This window comes from Streptomyces massasporeus (assembly GCF_014648995.1).
GTDB lineage: Bacteria > Actinomycetota > Actinomycetes > Streptomycetales > Streptomycetaceae > Streptomyces > Streptomyces massasporeus.
Genome location: NZ_BMSE01000029.1, coordinates 50,144 through 65,028, shown reverse-complemented (window position 1 = coordinate 65,028; position 14,885 = coordinate 50,144). Strand labels below are relative to the sequence as shown.

The following is a 14,885-nucleotide window of genomic DNA, read 5'->3' as shown; positions in this document are numbered from 1 at the left end:
TCCCTCCTTCCAGCAGCGGGGGTTGGGGGACGGCTTCGCCGTCCCCCAACCCGGTCAGGTGTCGATGTGCTCGGCGATGATGTCGAGGGTGGACTCGACCGAGCCGAGCTGGGTGTTCAGGTGCCTGATCCAGCGTCCCTTCGGCTGGAGAGCGGCGTGCGGGCCGACGACGGCGGTGATGAACCGGCGGATCTCGGTGAGTTTCTCCCTCACGACCCCGAGTTCGTAGGCCTGGAGTTCGGTGGTGTCGGTGCAGAAGCGGTAACCGTCCTTCTTCGTCCAGATCAGCGGCGGCCAGCTCCGTTCGGAGATGATGTCGCGCAGGCAGGCCAGGCCCGCGCGGGTCTGGCTGGGTGTCAGTTCGCCGGAGCGGACGAGCTGGGGGAAGGTCAGCCCGGCCGGGCGGGCCTCGAAGAGCACGAACCGGACGGTGTCGGCATGCCGCTGGGAGGCCGCCGATCTGCGCTCGGAAGCGCGTGGCACCGGCTATTCGCCTTGCAGGAGCCGGGCCAGCTCGCCGTCGACGTCGACCTTCCCGGTGTCGACGGCCGTCTCGATCCAGTCCAGCGTCGCGCGGACCCGGGCGACGTTCTCGTGGACCAGGACGCGTTCGTCGTCACCGAGCTGCCGGTCACGCAGGCCAGGGACGACCCGGCCGGCCGCCGCGACGAACGCGTGGCAGGCGGTGACCAGGTCCAGGAACTCCACCGAACGGTCGATCGCACGGATCGCCGGGGCGAGCGGGCTGTTCTCCTCGAAGTCCTCCCGGGCCTGCTGACCGCGTTCGACCTGAGCCCGGTTGACCTGGTGGCGGGCGGTGTCGTCGCCCATCGCCTTAGACGCGACGTCCGGACGGCGCAGCAGCCCCGTGGTCACCTCGGCGGCGACGCTCTCGTCCCGGGTCAGCTCCTCGACGACCTTCACTTTGTCGGCCTTCGCGACCTTCGCGACGACCGCGGGACGCCGCAGGATGTCCGGGGCGACCGCGGCGGCGACCTCGTCCTCGCGGGACAGTTCCGCAACCGCCCTCACCTTGTCCTCGGGCCTGACCTGCGCGACCACGGCGGGGCGCCGCAGCAGGTCGCCGGTCACCGTCGCCGCGACTTTCTCGTCCTTCGCGAGCGTGTGGATCGCGCTGACCTTCTCCTGCGGGGTGACGGGCTTGACGACCTGACGGCCCGCCCGCCGGTTCGCCTCGTCCGGCGTCCACCGCGACCTCCCCGCCGGCGGGGTGCCGATCGCCTCGAACCGCTCCTCCTCGTCCGCGATCCCCGCCAGGATCCGGTGGACCGTGTAGGAGACACCCGCGACCCGGAACTCCTCGGGCCAGCGGGATGCCGTCCACCGCGTCTGGTTCACCATCGAGTACGACACCCCGATGTCCTCGGCCAGCCGGAACAGCGACTCCTTCACCGTGAACGGCGGCTCGCTCTTCTCACTGCCGCCGTACTCGCGCATCGGCTCGACCTCCAGCGCGTAATCGCCGATCGCGAACTGGATACGGCTGGCCGTCTCCACCAGCTTCCGCAGCTCGGCCACGATCTGCGCGTACCGGCTCGCGCTGACACTGCCGACCCTGTCGCCGTCACCGGTCATCTCGATCTCTTCGGGCACGGTTCTCACCTCAACCCGCAGGCCGGGCACGGCCGTTGACCGTGACGAGACACGGCCCGCCTCTCGAACCCGAGAGTCGGACCGTAAATCCTATGATCACAACGATTGACCAGTAATGACCGGAACCCGATCAGAAGTGCGATCCGGACGTGTTCGCCCAACGGTCACCGTGACCGTTCGCCGTACGAATCCGTCCGGGCCCGCCAGGCCCTCGTCACACACCGCCGCGAGCAGTAGACGGCGTTCGACCGCCGGTCCACCCCCGCCACCCAAGTCGCCCCGCAGACCGGACACTTCGCCAGTCCGTCGCCGTCCAGTTCGGCGGCCACCCGCCTCCGCAGCCGGCGGCCCCGACGCCACTGCCTGGCACGACACACCGCAGAACAGAACACCGCGTCGGGCCGAGCTCCCGGCCTCAGCCGCTCACCACAGCCCTCGCACACCCGCTGTCCGGTCCGCCCGGTGCCCTCGGACACACGGTCAGCCTAGGCGCCAAGGCTACTCAGAACCGGAGATTTGGAACAGGCACTAAGCCGGTTGCACTGCGTGGTGCCATCCGAGTTGCGCTCAGCGTGCATTGCGCAGACTTGAGATACTGCATCTTCACCAGTAGGTGCGCGAGACGACTGAGGCGATCGTCGGCGCGGTCACTGGCAGTCTGGCCTCGCCGCGCAGTCTGCTGCTCGGCCGTTACGACGACCAACAACGCCTGCAGTACATCGGCCGCACCACCACCCTCGCCCGAGTCACCGGCACCGCGGTCGCCGGTCAGCTCGCCCCGGGCGGGCCCGGGCACCCCTGGTCGGGCTGGACGTTCTCCGCCGGGTGGGGTACGAGAGAGGCCCTTGCTGTCACGCTCGTGCATCCCGGGCTGGTGGTCGAGGTCGGCGTCGACGTTGCCCGTGATGCCGGCGGCCGGTGGCGACACCCTGCACGCTTCCACCGCGCCCGCACCGACCTCTCCCCCACGGACGTCCCTCTCATGGCCACGCCGTCGTAACTCGCCCAGGCCGAGGTGAGACACGACGGCATGATCGAACAGTCGTGTCATTCTGGTCGTATCCTGCGGGCAGGGCGCTCGGTGCTGGTCGCCCAGAACAGGAAACGACGATGACGACTCCCGCGCCGCCGGTGACCGAACCTGACCCCTCTGCGCTGATCTGCTCCGGCGATCTAGTCGGCCCATGCTCCGGGTGCCAGCGCAAGACGCACAAGTACGGCCGCGGCGGCTCCCCGCTGTGCCAGTGGTGCATGGCGCCAGTCATGGAGAAGTGGGGTCCGAGCGTGCGCTACGCCAAGACCAGCCCATAGCCCCCTCGCGCGCGCCCCGGCCGGAGGCACAGGCAGCCCCACTCGGTCGGGTGAAGACGGCGCAGGTACAGAACCTCAGCGGCCGACCGCGCGTAGTTCCTGCATGAGGCCGATCACTGAAGCACACGTGGCACAACCAGGCCTGGCCGTGGTCGAGGTCGCAGCCGCCGACGACCAGACCGCACTCGCCATCCAGGAGCTGCTCGCGGGGCGGTGGGCGACCGCACCGGCAGACCGCACGACCCGGGAACCCGGCGAGCCCGGGGTACGACTGCGCTGCTACCTGGACGTGCGCCAGGACCTCACCTCATAGCCCTACGCCTGGGCCGCAGAAGTGGCTGACCGGCTTGCTGCGCGACAGTTCTCCTTGTTGGCAGGCTTGGGGCATGCCAAAGATCAGCCGGGTAGGCGCAGTCAACATCGAACACGGCTATTTTCCCGTCGGTGAACTGTGGGAGCCGGGCTTTGAGCGCAGGGATCACAGGCTGGATCTCGAGGCCCGGGAACCGGTCATAGTCGTTCCTGGACAGATCGTCGTGACCTCACGGGTTCAGGAGCATGCTGCTCCGGTGGTCTTGGCTGTCGTCGACCGCGAGGACGAGGCGCCTGGACCCAGCTGGACCCGTGTTGCCTCTGTGGAGTACCGGCCTGTTTACCGGGGCCGTATGGCAGCGTTGGACACGATGAACGGCCCTTCGGGTCCTGCGGTTGATGGCCTTGAGGTTTTTGGCCAGCGGGCTGATCCAGGTGACCCCTTTGTGGATCTTGCTCCTGCTCAGGTCTATCGAGCTCAGGTGTGGTCACAGGGCCGGGCGGACTCTCGTGAGCGGTTCGATGCTGCTACGCGGCGTGAGGAGGGGCCAGCACGCGACGGGTTCGAGACCTACTTGATCGCCTTCGTCCCGTGGGGAACACAGTCGCCGCCGCTACCTGCGGCGGGAGCGAGCCGACGAGACCACCTTGTCCGCAAGCACGGGAAGCCCCCACTGAATATGCGCTGATCAACTGTCACGGCCCTGAGGGGGAGCAGTCCAGTGGACCGCTCCCCCTCCGGCATGCCGGCTACTTCACGTAGATGCCGTACGCGTTGTTGTGCAGGATTCGGTCGCTGCCGTACCAGTCGGCAAGTTCGCTGCCCGCCTTGCTGTTCTCGGCGCCTGGCACGTAGCGGACGGAGAAGTTGCCGTCTCCCAGGCCGGCGCCTTCCTTGGTGGAGGCGAAGGGGAACTCGTCGCACTGGTGACTGTCGCTGGGACGGTTCAGGCCCCGGCACGCTGCGTCCTTGGCGTTCCGGTTCTTGCGCGCAACCTCGGCTGCAGCAGCGTCGAAGTTGGTCCAGTTCCGGTGCAGGGGGCGCCAGTTTCCATTCCAGATGTCGCCGGGGATCACCTTGCCGGCCTTCGTCGGGTAGGTGGTCTGAGGCTTGTACAGCGCGTCGTAGATGTGGTTGGCGACGCCTGCTGTATCGCTCTTGGCCCGGTCGTAGAAGAACGACGGGACGACACGGTCGAAGATCACTCCGGCGTCGTAGTACTTGCTGCCGAGCGATTTGGAGGAGTCGAAGCGCACCCCGTTCTCGGGCCCCTGGCTCCACGGGGTGGTGGCACCCCCGCCGGTGACCTTCCACTGGTGTTGGTACACGCAGGTCGTGATGTCGTCCGGGCCTGTTCCGCTTCCCCGGTCGGACACCAGCCCGTAGGCGATGTACTCATCCCGCCAGTCACCAACGCTGGTGGTGAAGGGGTTGGACGAGACGTCGGCCACCTTGCAGGAGCTTGCTGATGGCCAGCCCGCCTGAGCGACGTAGAAGCTCATCATGGCTGTGTCGTTGAACTTGCCGGAGGCCACCACCTGGTCGGTGTGGACTTCGATAGTCGCGTCCCGGCCAGCGCCTGTGCCGGTACCGATCTCGGTCTCGCGGAAGCGGACCATGCCTTCGACTCCGCCTTGACCGTTGAGTTTGACGGCGGTGTTGTAGCCCCAGCGGCAGAAGCTGAAGTGATTGATGATCTTGCCGGCGTCGTCGTGCGCGTCGGCCATAGCCCGGCACTGTTCCTTCGTGAGGGCTGCGGCACCGCGTATGCGCTTCTTCGCGGCAGCTTCACCGGGCGCGGCGATATACGTCTCGCCACTCTCCCGGGCGATCCTCTGCTCGTTGGCTTCGCTGGAGGGCTCTGGGGGTGTCGGAGTCTCGCTGGTCTGCAGCCTTTCAGCTGAGACGGCCGAGCGCTGCTTCGTGAGGGCCTTGCGATAGTCCGTGCCCAGCGGCAGATCCACGGGTTTGCTGGAGCGCAGCCACACGATCTGTCCTTCGCCTCTGTCCGCGTTGTCGGCGGCCTGGGCGCTGGTGCCGGTGAGCGTCGCAGTGAGGCAGCCGACTGCGAGAGCTACGGCGGTTAAGCGTCTTTTCCTACGCACCGCGAGGGTCCTCCCATATCTGGTGAACGGGAAGATCACCCCATCAAAGCTAGAACAAGTGAGCTATGGCCAACGCCATGGTTTGCAGGCTCACTTCACAAGTTCGGCCACCTGTACAGAGGAAAGGAGCACTCTGGGTGGCGGCATGCCGCGCACGCAAGACGCTCGGCTCCGGTGGCATTGACAATGTTTCGCCTGGTGGCACGTCTCTAGGCTTGCCCGCGTCTCCTGCAAGGGGCCAAAGGCTGGCCATATGTGACTACCTGGGCGGCTCGAAACGGTATCTCGGCGGAGGGGACCGGCCACCTCCAATCGGACGCAAATCTGCGATGCAACTCTTGTCGTCTCGGACCGGCCGGCAACACGGGCTGAAGACCGCAGGAGCACAGAACCTCACCGGCCGACCGCACGCGATCCCTGCATGAGGCCGATCACCGAAGGGCACTTTGCGCAACTAGGTCAGGCCCTAGTCGAGGTCCAGCGCAGACGACCAGATCACACTCGCCATCCAAGAGCTGCCTGATGGCCGGTAGGCCATCGCGCCGACAGACCGACCCAGGACCCCGGCGAGCCCGGCGTACGACTGCGCTGCCACCCGGACTCGCGCCAACCCCTCAGCTAATAGTCCCCCGGCCCGGTCCGGCCACTCACCTCGAAGGTCGAAGGCGGCTCGCCGCACCGGACCAGATACTGGAGTCTGTGCACTGCTCCGCTCTTATGGCGCCCTTTCGTACTCCACCGTCTGGCTCGGGCAGGTATCAGTCAGCTCCCGCAGGGCAGCCAGCTCGCTTTCATCAGCTGCCAGATCCCAGCGGAGTTTGGTGCCCACCCACTCCGCGGCGTAGCGGCAGTGCGCATCGGCGGCGGGTGGGAGCCACTGGGCCGGGTCCTGGTCGGACTTGCTGCGGTTGGAGCGGGCGGTGACGGCGACGAGCGAGGCTTCCTGGCCCTGGTCGTTGGCGTACTGCTCTCGGCGTTGCGCGCTCCAGGCTGATGCGCCGCTGTCCCATGCTTCAGCGAGGGGCACCATGTGGTCGATGTCCAAGCCGGAGGCCGACGTCACCGCGACGCCGTCGTAGTAGGACAGCCAGCGCCCGCCCTCCAGGCGGCAGTTCGGTCCAAGCGTCGGCGGCTCGATGGCCTCGTGGATGAGGACCTCAGCGCGTGTGTGGCATCCGTCGGTTGGGTTGGCGCCGGCGTTCCAGTGGCGGAAGCTCTCCCGGGTGTAGCCGTCACGGGACTCTGTGCCGAGGGGCAGCTGGGCGACAGCTTCAGACAGGGGCAGGGGCTCTGCAGCGTGAGCGGGTGAGGAGACGGTGGTGGACAGGACGACGAGGGCGGCTGCCAGGCCGCGCAGCACAGCTTTGACCATGTACTGGTGATAGCGGTGGAGGCAGGGGCGCTCTTAGCGATTTCCTTGTTGCGCCGCCCATGTGAGTGGAATGGTCATACCAGCTGGCCTGGGTCACACAGCGTCCCGTACAACGGTCGGCGTCCTCAGCAGCCTTGGAGCTCCCGTCCGTCGACTGAACTCCAGCCACTTCAGCGCCCTGACTGAGAGATGCCCTGCACCACCTGAACGACATCGAAGAACTGGTGGGCCGGGGTCCTGACCTGCGGCTGTGCGGCTTAGTGCATTGTGACAAAGGGAGTCCCTGTTCGATGAGCAAGGGCTTCTGCGTGTGCGGGCATGGCCACGACGGGGTAGGGGCAGGCAGCGGACGACGGATGGGTTTAGCTCCGGGGTGCGTGGCGGCGCGGCAAGGGTGAGGTTTCTTGACGTGGCGCTACCGTCATGGGGGTGACAGGAATTCATGCCGAGCGGCGATGGTCCGAATCCATGCCGGCGGCCTATGAGCAGTACCTCGTGCCAGTGGTCTTCCGGCCGTTCGCCGAGGACCTGGCCACCCGGGCGGCGGCACTTCGTCCTCGGCTGATCCTTGAACTCGCGGCAGGGACTGGCGTGTTGACAACGGGCCTGCTGGAAGCGGCCCCCTCGGCCGAGGTGACGGCCACCGACCTGAACGAGGCCATGGTCGCTTTCGGGTCGGCCCAGGCTCCAGGCGCGGTGTGGCGGCAGGCCGACGCGCAGCAACTGCCGTTCCCCGACGGAGGCTTCGACTTGGTGGTCTGCCAGTTCGGTGTGATGTTCTTCCCCGCCCGCATCGAGGCCTTCACCGAGATTCATCGGGTGCTGGCCCCGGGCGGCCGGTTCCTGTTCAACACCTGGGGCCCGCTCGGAACGCACGCCTTCGAAGTCGCGCTTCAGGCTGGGCTGGAGCGGGCCTTTCCGGCCGACCCGCCACGGTTCTTCCCGACGGTTCCGCACGGCTACGCCGACCCCGCTGTCGTAGCCGCTGATCTGGCGGCCGCCGGGTTCGCCGTCGAGGACGAGCAGGAGCTGACGCTGCAGGGCCGGGCCGCTTCGACCGCCGACCTTGCCACCGGCTAGCTCACCGGGACTCCAGTGCGCGCGGCCATTGAGGAGCGCGGCGACGGACCGGCTGTCCGGGCCACCGTCATCGAGGAGATGACGGCACGGTTGGGTCCGGGGCCGGTCACCGCCCCGATGGCGGCGTACGTCTTCCGTGCCGCGGCCTGAACGAGGGACGCGCCCGCGCAGAGGAGAGGAACGACGGAATTCGCTGACCTGCTGAAATACGCGGCTGGGCTCGGGTGGATATCTCGCGTGGCGATGGGCGACTCCCGGCAGCCCCGATACCTCAGGGCCGGTCGTTGGAAGAAGCACCACGACTGGCCATCCGGGTCGACCGGCCGTCGCTGCGCGGACGGCCCCATCAGCTCGTGCGACCGCTGATCATGCTCTTACACTTCCGATATGCCGGATATCCAGCTCGCCAGTAGCCGCCGCGGCACAGGGCCGCCACTCGTTGTGATCCGGCAGCTGGACCGGGAGGGCTGGGCGCCCGTCATCGAGCTGTTGATCCGCGAACGCGAGGTCGTGGCCGTCGACCTGCCAGGATTCGGCGACAGTCCACCCCTGCCAGGTGGCATCGCCCCTACAGTCCAGGCACTCGCCACCGAGGTCGCCACGTGGTTCTCCGCGGTCGGCCTCACACGCCCGCCCGTCGTCGGCAACTCGCTCGGAGGAGCCGTTGCACTCGAACTCGCACGGACCGGCGTGGTAGGCAGCGCCGTCGCCCTGTCCCCGATCGGCCTGTGGACCCGCCCCGAGGCCGCCTACGCCCTCGGCTCGCTCCGGATCGCGCGCACGATGGCAGAGAGCCTCGGCTCTCGCACGGCACGGGTGACCAGCAGCCCCCTGGGCCGCACGCTCACGTTCTGGCAACTCGTTGCGGCTCCCCGGCGGATGACGCCGGAAGCAGCCGACACCGCTCTACGAGACCTGGCCCGTGCGCCCGGCTTCAAAGCCACCCGCCGAGCAGCACGCACCTACCGGCTGACCGGCTTCACCCCCGGCGTCCCGGTCACGGTCGCCTGGGGCACCCGGGACCTTTTGACACCCCAGCACCAGGCCCGCCGGGCAGCCCGACTCCTGCCAGGAGCCCGCCATGTCCAGCTGCCCGGCTGCGGACACTCACCCATGTCCGACGATCCCGGCAGGATCGCCGACCTCCTGCTGTCCGCGAGCAGCGACTGAGAGCGTTGCGGCAATCCGGACACTGTTCGAGCGGCGGTTGATCATTCGGGCAGAGATGCCAGTGTGGTCGTGGGCATGAAGAAGCAGGCCCCTTGGTAGTGACGTGGTTGTTGAGGCCGGTCACGAGCAAGGAGACCCGTTGTCTGACGAGTTGACCATCCCCGCTGTACCCGCGTCCACTACGGTCACCCCTGGGTGCGGCTGCTACGTACACAGGTTCGGTTCGATCGCTCCGGAACAGCGGGCGCGGTGCTATCCGAGTGACATGACGGACGCGGAGTGGGCCGAGGTCCGCTCCGCGATGCCGGTACCGGCCTGGCTCCTACGCAGGGCGGGCGTCCGGAGGCGTACTGCCACCGCGAGATACTCGACGCGGTGCGTTACCTGGTCGACAACGGCGTGAAGTGGATGGCCATGCCGGTCGACTTCCCGTACTGGCGGGTGGTCTACGACTTCTTCCGCCGCTGGCGGGCCTGCGACTACGTGCGTGAGCTGCACGAACGCCTGCGCCACACGGCGAGGGAACGTTCAGGCCGCAACACCGAACCCAGCGCGGGCATCATCGACAGCCAGTCGGTGGACGCCTCCGAGACCGTCGGCGAGGACAGCCGCGGATACGACGGCGGCAAGTCACGTGACGGGCGCAAGCGCCACATCCTCACCGACACCGATGGTCTGCTCCTGGAGGTGACCGTGACCGCGGCCGATGTGCACGACTCCAAGGCCGCCCCCACACTGCTGGAGACGTTCATGGACCAGCCGGGCCGGCAGCTGAAGCCTGGTGTGGGTCGACAGTGCCTACCAGGGCCCGGCGCTGGCGAAGGCGTTCGCCCGCCACGGAGTGCACGTCGAAGTCGTGCGCCGATCCGACGGCCGGCGCGGATTTGTCGTCCTGGCCCGCAGGTGGGTCGTGGCCTCTCGCCGTGCCCCGCCCCGGAGCCGCCCGCCCCCACGGCGGCAGCCGTCTCACCACCGGACGGCACGGGAACCGGCGTACTCACCGGGCCCCTCCTCGGCCAGCACCGACACGAGTTCCTCACGCCCCACCCGGGCCCGCTCGACCCGCTCCCCGCGCGGCATCCACCTCCGCCTGAGCCTGCTCCAGGACCTCCGTCCAGGACTCCAGATCCTGCCTTGCCCGCGCCTCCCGCTGTTCCATCAACCTCAGCACCGACGGCATCGCACCCTCCTCGATCAACAGCAAGCCGTCCGCTGCCTGCCCCTACCCCCTCGCAGTCATGCTCCGCACGCGAAGAAGCCCCTGCTCATCGAACAGGGACTCCCTTTGCCACAACGCACTTAGCTGTCGGTGGTTGTCAGCGTTGGTCCTCGTTTGAGCGCTCTCGGACGGCCCAGAGACGGCCCCGCTCAGCTCGAAGACTGCGGTGGCTTCAGCCGGTGCTTGTCAGCGAAAGCATTCATGAAGTCCACCGCGAACGCTCGTGTCTCTGGCCGGACGCTTTCTTGAGGATTTTTCCCGTACCAGAGGAACGTCTCCAGATTCTCCTCTGCGCCGTCCAACCACCAGGCCAGCCGGTTCAGCTTCCCCTCACTCAGCTGGATTGCGATCCGATGTACTCGATCAGCCTGCTCAGCGTCGTAGGTTTCCAGGGTGCGAGGGGCGAGATCAAGTGACTCCGGAGGGAACGTTGCCCGGCACAGTTCGAGGACTTCAGTGGAAGGCGGCATACCCTCGAGAATGGATGCTGCGGGTCTCGAGCGGCAGAGGTCGGCGGAGTCTTAGTGGGCGAGTCAAGGGTCGCTCCACCTGCTGCAGACGCTGTTGATGATCAGCAATCCAGTCGTCCGGCGGCCCGAGCGGCACCTGGACGGTGACCATGGATCCCGATTCGTCCTCCACGACGATCTCCGGACAGTCCCGTTCGTCGGCGAGTTCGATGAAGATCGACGGCCCACTGCTGCTACTGGTGCAGCGCCACCTGAGACGACGTCCTATTGCGGCGCTGGAGGCGCCGGAAACTGCATGGCTTTCTAGTTGGATGCGTGTGTTGCCTCGCATCAGTGACGTGGCGTCAGGTTTTTCGTCAGGAGCGATTCTGCGCTCTGCCTCTCTCGGCAGACACGTCGGCCCTGTCCCTCTCGTCGAACCGCAGCAAACGGATCTGCTGCGCTCGGAGGGTTCGTTCGGGCGAACCTCTGGCACGGACGACAGGCGCGGGAGGCGCCCTGCCCGGCCGGCGCGTGATCGCTGAAAGGCTTGTGAGCGGGCCTGTCCAAAGACCGGCCCGTGCAGCAACTGATTTCGCCGAATCTTCCAGACGTGCCCCATCCCTCGCACGACGGGGCACGTCTACACGCAGAGGGCCGGACCGGTCAGCCGGGAGGTTGGGCGGCTTGCTCGGCGAATGACCTTGCCAGTTCGCTAAGTCGGCCCGGGTCTCGCTCGAGGGCCTTGCGGTTCAAGAGTTCGACGAGTGCGAAGAAGGCGTCATCGTTCTCCATCCTCACGTCCAGCAGCATCGCGAGTTCACCGGGCCTGTCGAACGGCACTCGGCGGGCTGCCTGCTCCTCGCTCACGTTGGTCTTAGGGGGACGGGGATCAGCGCGAGGTTCGGGGATCGCCTCCGACGCTGGCGACTCTTGGACCAGCTCGGCGTCGGAGCTTGAGGCCTTCACCTGGCTGTCGGCTGACGAGGGCTCTTGAGTCGTGCGGCTGATTGCGCCGCTGTCAGGGGTGGTTAGTTGGTCCGTCGGCTCGTCCCGGCCGGCATCGGCTGCAACTGGTGGCGCTGCGTGCTTCGATGAGCGTGCCTTCTCTTCCTTTGCTACGCGCTCTGCTTTGAGCTCTTCAAAAGCGCCTGTCTGCTCTTCGACGGGTTTGCTGCCGACCGCGCGCAGCAGGTCGATGGGTTCCTGACCGATACGGGCTTGGAGTTCAGGAGTCAGCTTCAGGAGAGCCAGGCGCTGGGAGATCCAGCCCTGGGAGCGGTGGAGGCGCTTGGCCAAGGCGCGCTGGCTGCCATGGATCTCCAACAAACGCTGGAGGGCGCGGGCTTCGTCGAGTTCTTCGAGGTCCTGGCGGTGGATGTTGGCGACGAGAGCGGATTCCAGCAGTTCCTCGGGGGTAGTCCCCTGCTCGTCGCTCACCATGACCTTGACCGTGGCGAGGCCGGCCTCGCGGGCAGCAGCGAGGCGGCTGCTGCCGTCGATCACGACGTAGGTGGTGTCGTGCTCGAGGTCGGTCTCGCGTTCCGGGTTGATCTTGACGTAGGCATCGCGGTTCATGACCGTGATGGCCTGCTTCTGACCGTGGGTCTTGAGACTGCCCGCGAGGTCGGTGAGGTCCCCGAGAGTAGAGCGGGGGTTATCGGGGTTAGGACTGATCCGGTGGACGGGGAGCTCGGTGGGAGGGGCGATACCCTCGGTGGGAACTCCTGTTGCGGCGGCGACGGCCTGGCGGCGGGCGCTGACCGTGCGCACCGTTCCGCCGAATCGGCCGGAGCCCAGCTGGTCGGCCTTGCTCACGAGACCTCCCTTGCCAGGGCGCGCATGCCGACGGCCTGCTGGGACTTGGGTGCGTAGGACAGTAGGGGCTTCTTTACGCGCACTGCTTCCTTCTGTTCCTTGAGGTCGCCAATGAGGCCGACGACTCGCGGATCCTTTATGTCCACCCACCCCTGCAGCGAGGAGGTTGCGATGTATCCGCGGCGGGAGTCGTAGAGGTTGACGACGATGCCGAGGTAGTCGATGTCGACTTGGAGATCGCTGCGCAGGTCGTCGATCTGGGTGGTGAGCAGCTCGTAGGCGTCGGCGGAGCTGTCTTCGGCTTGGACGACGATGAGGGCTCCGGACTGGCCGGGCTTCTCGCCGTCGCGGCGGCGGCCGTAGTAGGCGGCGGCGTCCATGCTGAGGCCGAGGCTGGGCGGGCAGTCGACGATGATTACGTCGTAATCAGCTTCGAGTGGGGCAAGGGCTCGCTCGAGCGCGGCTTCCCGGGCGCGTACTGCGGAGAGGCGAACGTCGAGCAGGAAGGCGTCGTTGCAGGCGGGCAGGAGGTGGAGGCGGCCGTCGAAACTGTCGTCATCGACGGAGATGATGAGGTCACGCAGGTCGCCCTTGGGGTCGCCCGCCATGTGGTTGGTGAGGCTGTCGCCATTCAACGGCAATGGGCTGCCGCCCAGTTGATTGGTGAGGTGGCACTGCGGGTCAAAGTCGACGAGAAGTACTCGTAGCCCCAGGCCGGGCAGGTTCTCAATGTCGAGCGGGTCGGCTCCCGACTCGGGATCCTCGTTGTGCGTTTCGCTGGCGCGTAGGGCCTTTGTGAGGGCTTTGGCGACGCGTACGGGGTGGAGGCGGTTGGGGTCTTCGGCCAGGGCCTCGCCCAGTCCGGCGGTGACGGCGGTCTTGCCGACTCCGCCCTTCTGGTTGCAGACGACGATGCGGCGGGTGATGGTGGGTCGCTCGACTTCTGGGGCGGGGTTGGCGTCGAGCCATAGCTGGACGGACTGGGCCAGGCCCTGGATGAGGGAGACACGCCGGTCCGCGGCGATCTGACGGAACTCCTCCCACTGCCCGGGGGGCAGGAAGGTGGAGAAGGAGTCGGCGCCGGCGGTGTCGATGGTGGCAGGCGTGGAGGCAAGGCTGCACCAGTCGGTGATGCCCTGCTCGACGGCGGCCTGAATCTCGATGCCGTACTGGGCGGCTCTGATTTTGAGGTTCTGCCGGAGCCATCCCGGCAGTTTGGAGACGACCTTCTCGCGGTCGCTGGAAGTGGCTGGCGAACTCATGGAGGACACCATACTAACGTCCATGATCAAGTGCAGCATCGACACGTTAGTTAGGCCAACTTGATGGGTGTCAGGCACTCCCCCACCCTGATTACGCCGTAATCAGCGCGCGTCTGCGCCTGGACGGCCAGCTTCGCTCGGACGCAGAGCCGTGCAGAAGGCAGGAGTCGGCGTAGCGTCAAGCTCAGCCAGCAACTGGCGTTTGTGACATGGCTGTAGGCGACGCCGTGGCCTCGTTGAGGCAAACCACTGGGCGATCGGCGTGGTGCTGTGACTGCTGCTCGCCGCGGACGTGTCGGTCCGACCGAATATCGTCTGCTACATGGATCATGCAGCAGATGCCCGGCTGGCGGCTGGGCCCGCGGAGAGCTGGTATCTGGAAGCGGTTTTCACGCCGGGGACACGACTTGGAACGCGTTCTGATGATCCGGAGACGTTCGTCCAGGTCGTCGAAGTGACAGAGGTAACGACGATCCGCGTCCCCAGCGGCCGCCTCATCGTTGACTCTCCGTGGCCGGATGACGAGGATCCGGAGCTGGAGACACGAGTCGGCCGGGAGCTTGCAGAGCGGATCCCGCCTGGTGTCTTCCGAGTGGAGGCCGCTTGGACGGAAGCACCATACGAGTTCATGGGCGAGCGTTTCGACGGCAGGGAAGTTGCCGCCATCCGCCTGTGCATCACCGAGGCCCCCGTAGCTGGCTGGGAGATGGCTCTCGGCGTCGAAGACGATATCGACACGCTTCGCCCCGGAAGCCGGATCGGGTTCAACTCCGAGACCAACATGGGGAGCTTCTCCGACGCCGTTGCCTGGCCGACGCTGACCGCTCCGTTCCGCGAGTTCTGGAAAGGATGCCAGACCGGCACCCGGCAGCCGCGTGAGACCGAAAGTCTCTTCGATGACTACTTCGAGCGTGTAAGCAACGAGGAGCACGAAGCGGACCTCGTGACGTTCACTGCTGAAGGAGCTTCTGTTGTCTGGCTAGGGCGCACCGAGAGCGGATCCATTGCCTCAGTCGCCGTGGCTGATGGATATCACTCGCTCTCCCAGGATCTTTCCGGTTGAGACTGCCGGGGGCCGCTGACACATCACGATCAGTGCCCGAGAAGGCCCTTGAGCAACTCATGCGTTGATGCGTCGGACTGGTCGTGATTCCCAGACCAGGAGGGGACGC

13 protein-coding genes and 3 pseudogenes are annotated in these 14,885 nt (G+C 66.8%); 8 read left to right on the top strand and 8 right to left on the bottom strand.

Annotation, left to right across the window (positions count from 1 at the left end):
- Positions 1 to 54: 54 nt before the first annotated feature.
- Together IE153_RS38345 and IE153_RS38340 are read right to left on the bottom strand one after the other, a co-directional pair.
- Positions 55 to 483, bottom strand: a complete 429-nt coding sequence (locus tag IE153_RS38345; RefSeq protein WP_189594286.1) for a RacP protein — start codon at positions 481 to 483, stop codon at positions 55 to 57.
- Between the two features lie 3 nt (positions 484 to 486).
- Positions 487 to 1,614, bottom strand: a complete 1,128-nt coding sequence (locus IE153_RS38340) for a DUF6192 family protein (RefSeq protein WP_189594285.1) — start codon at positions 1,612 to 1,614, stop codon at positions 487 to 489.
- 613 nt (positions 1,615 to 2,227) lie between these two features.
- On the opposite strand from IE153_RS38340, the gene IE153_RS38335 reads away from it, so the two are divergent.
- The 3 genes from IE153_RS38335 (at position 2,228) to IE153_RS38325 (ending at position 3,926) form a co-directional block, all read left to right on the top strand.
- Complete coding sequence (locus tag IE153_RS38335) at positions 2,228 to 2,614, top strand: hypothetical protein (protein WP_229829376.1); 387 nt, start codon at positions 2,228 to 2,230, stop codon at positions 2,612 to 2,614.
- Positions 2,615 to 3,028: 414 nt separating this feature from the next.
- Positions 3,029 to 3,238, top strand: a complete 210-nt coding sequence (locus tag IE153_RS38330; protein WP_189594284.1) for a DUF6207 family protein — start codon at positions 3,029 to 3,031, stop codon at positions 3,236 to 3,238.
- A gap of 73 nt (positions 3,239 to 3,311) precedes the next feature.
- A complete protein-coding gene (locus tag IE153_RS38325) occupies positions 3,312 to 3,926 on the top strand; it encodes a hypothetical protein (protein WP_189594283.1) in 615 nt (204 codons plus the stop codon).
- Between the two features lie 61 nt (positions 3,927 to 3,987).
- On the opposite strand, the gene IE153_RS38320 is transcribed toward IE153_RS38325, so the two are convergent.
- Complete coding sequence (locus IE153_RS38320; RefSeq protein WP_189594282.1) at positions 3,988 to 5,226, bottom strand: NucA/NucB deoxyribonuclease domain-containing protein; 1,239 nt, start codon at positions 5,224 to 5,226, stop codon at positions 3,988 to 3,990.
- A 688-nt stretch (positions 5,227 to 5,914) separates the two neighbouring features.
- On the opposite strand from IE153_RS38320, the pseudogene IE153_RS42150 reads away from it, so the two are divergent.
- Positions 5,915 to 5,965 (top strand): annotated as a pseudogene (locus IE153_RS42150) (hypothetical protein); the annotation flags it as partial.
- A 93-nt stretch (positions 5,966 to 6,058) separates the two neighbouring features.
- On the opposite strand, the gene IE153_RS38315 reads toward IE153_RS42150, so the two are convergent.
- Positions 6,059 to 6,715, bottom strand: coding sequence for an HNH endonuclease family protein (locus IE153_RS38315; protein WP_189594281.1), 657 nt, complete (start codon positions 6,713 to 6,715; stop codon positions 6,059 to 6,061).
- Positions 6,716 to 7,183: 468 nt separating this feature from the next.
- Between IE153_RS38315 and IE153_RS38310 the strand changes: the two are divergent.
- From IE153_RS38310 to IE153_RS42815, 3 genes and pseudogenes are all read left to right on the top strand, one after another.
- A pseudogene (locus tag IE153_RS38310) lies at positions 7,184 to 7,945 on the top strand (class I SAM-dependent methyltransferase).
- Positions 7,946 to 8,182: 237 nt separating this feature from the next.
- Positions 8,183 to 8,965: an alpha/beta fold hydrolase gene (locus tag IE153_RS38305; RefSeq protein WP_229829374.1), complete on the top strand. Its 783-nt coding sequence runs from the start codon at positions 8,183 to 8,185 to the stop codon at positions 8,963 to 8,965.
- A 279-nt stretch (positions 8,966 to 9,244) separates the two neighbouring features.
- Positions 9,245 to 9,655 (top strand): annotated as a pseudogene (locus IE153_RS42815) (transposase); the annotation flags it as partial.
- A gap of 678 nt (positions 9,656 to 10,333) precedes the next feature.
- Here IE153_RS42815 and IE153_RS38295 read toward each other — a convergent pair.
- The 4 genes from IE153_RS38295 to IE153_RS38285 all read right to left on the bottom strand — a co-directional run bounded on the left by IE153_RS38295 (position 10,334) and on the right by IE153_RS38285 (position 13,713).
- Positions 10,334 to 10,654, bottom strand: coding sequence for a hypothetical protein (locus IE153_RS38295; protein ID WP_189594314.1), 321 nt, complete (start codon positions 10,652 to 10,654; stop codon positions 10,334 to 10,336).
- The gene (locus IE153_RS42810; RefSeq protein ID WP_368858388.1) at positions 10,638 to 10,985 is read right to left on the bottom strand and encodes a DUF5959 family protein; all 348 of its coding nucleotides are present in this window, start codon (positions 10,983 to 10,985) and stop codon (positions 10,638 to 10,640) included. Before IE153_RS42810 ends, IE153_RS38295 begins: the two co-directional genes overlap by 17 nt.
- 314 nt (positions 10,986 to 11,299) lie before the next feature.
- A complete protein-coding gene (locus IE153_RS38290) occupies positions 11,300 to 12,451 on the bottom strand; it encodes a ParB/RepB/Spo0J family partition protein (RefSeq protein WP_189594280.1) in 1,152 nt (383 codons plus the stop codon).
- Entirely contained in the window at positions 12,448 to 13,713 is a 1,266-nt protein-coding gene (locus tag IE153_RS38285) for a ParA family protein (protein ID WP_189594279.1), read from the bottom strand. The genes IE153_RS38290 and IE153_RS38285 overlap by 4 nt, the downstream gene beginning before the upstream one ends.
- 322 nt (positions 13,714 to 14,035) lie before the next feature.
- Between IE153_RS38285 and IE153_RS38280 the strand changes: the two genes are divergently transcribed.
- Positions 14,036 to 14,776, top strand: coding sequence for a DUF4241 domain-containing protein (locus IE153_RS38280; protein WP_189594278.1), 741 nt, complete (start codon positions 14,036 to 14,038; stop codon positions 14,774 to 14,776).
- The last annotated feature ends 109 nt before the right edge of the window (positions 14,777 to 14,885 follow it).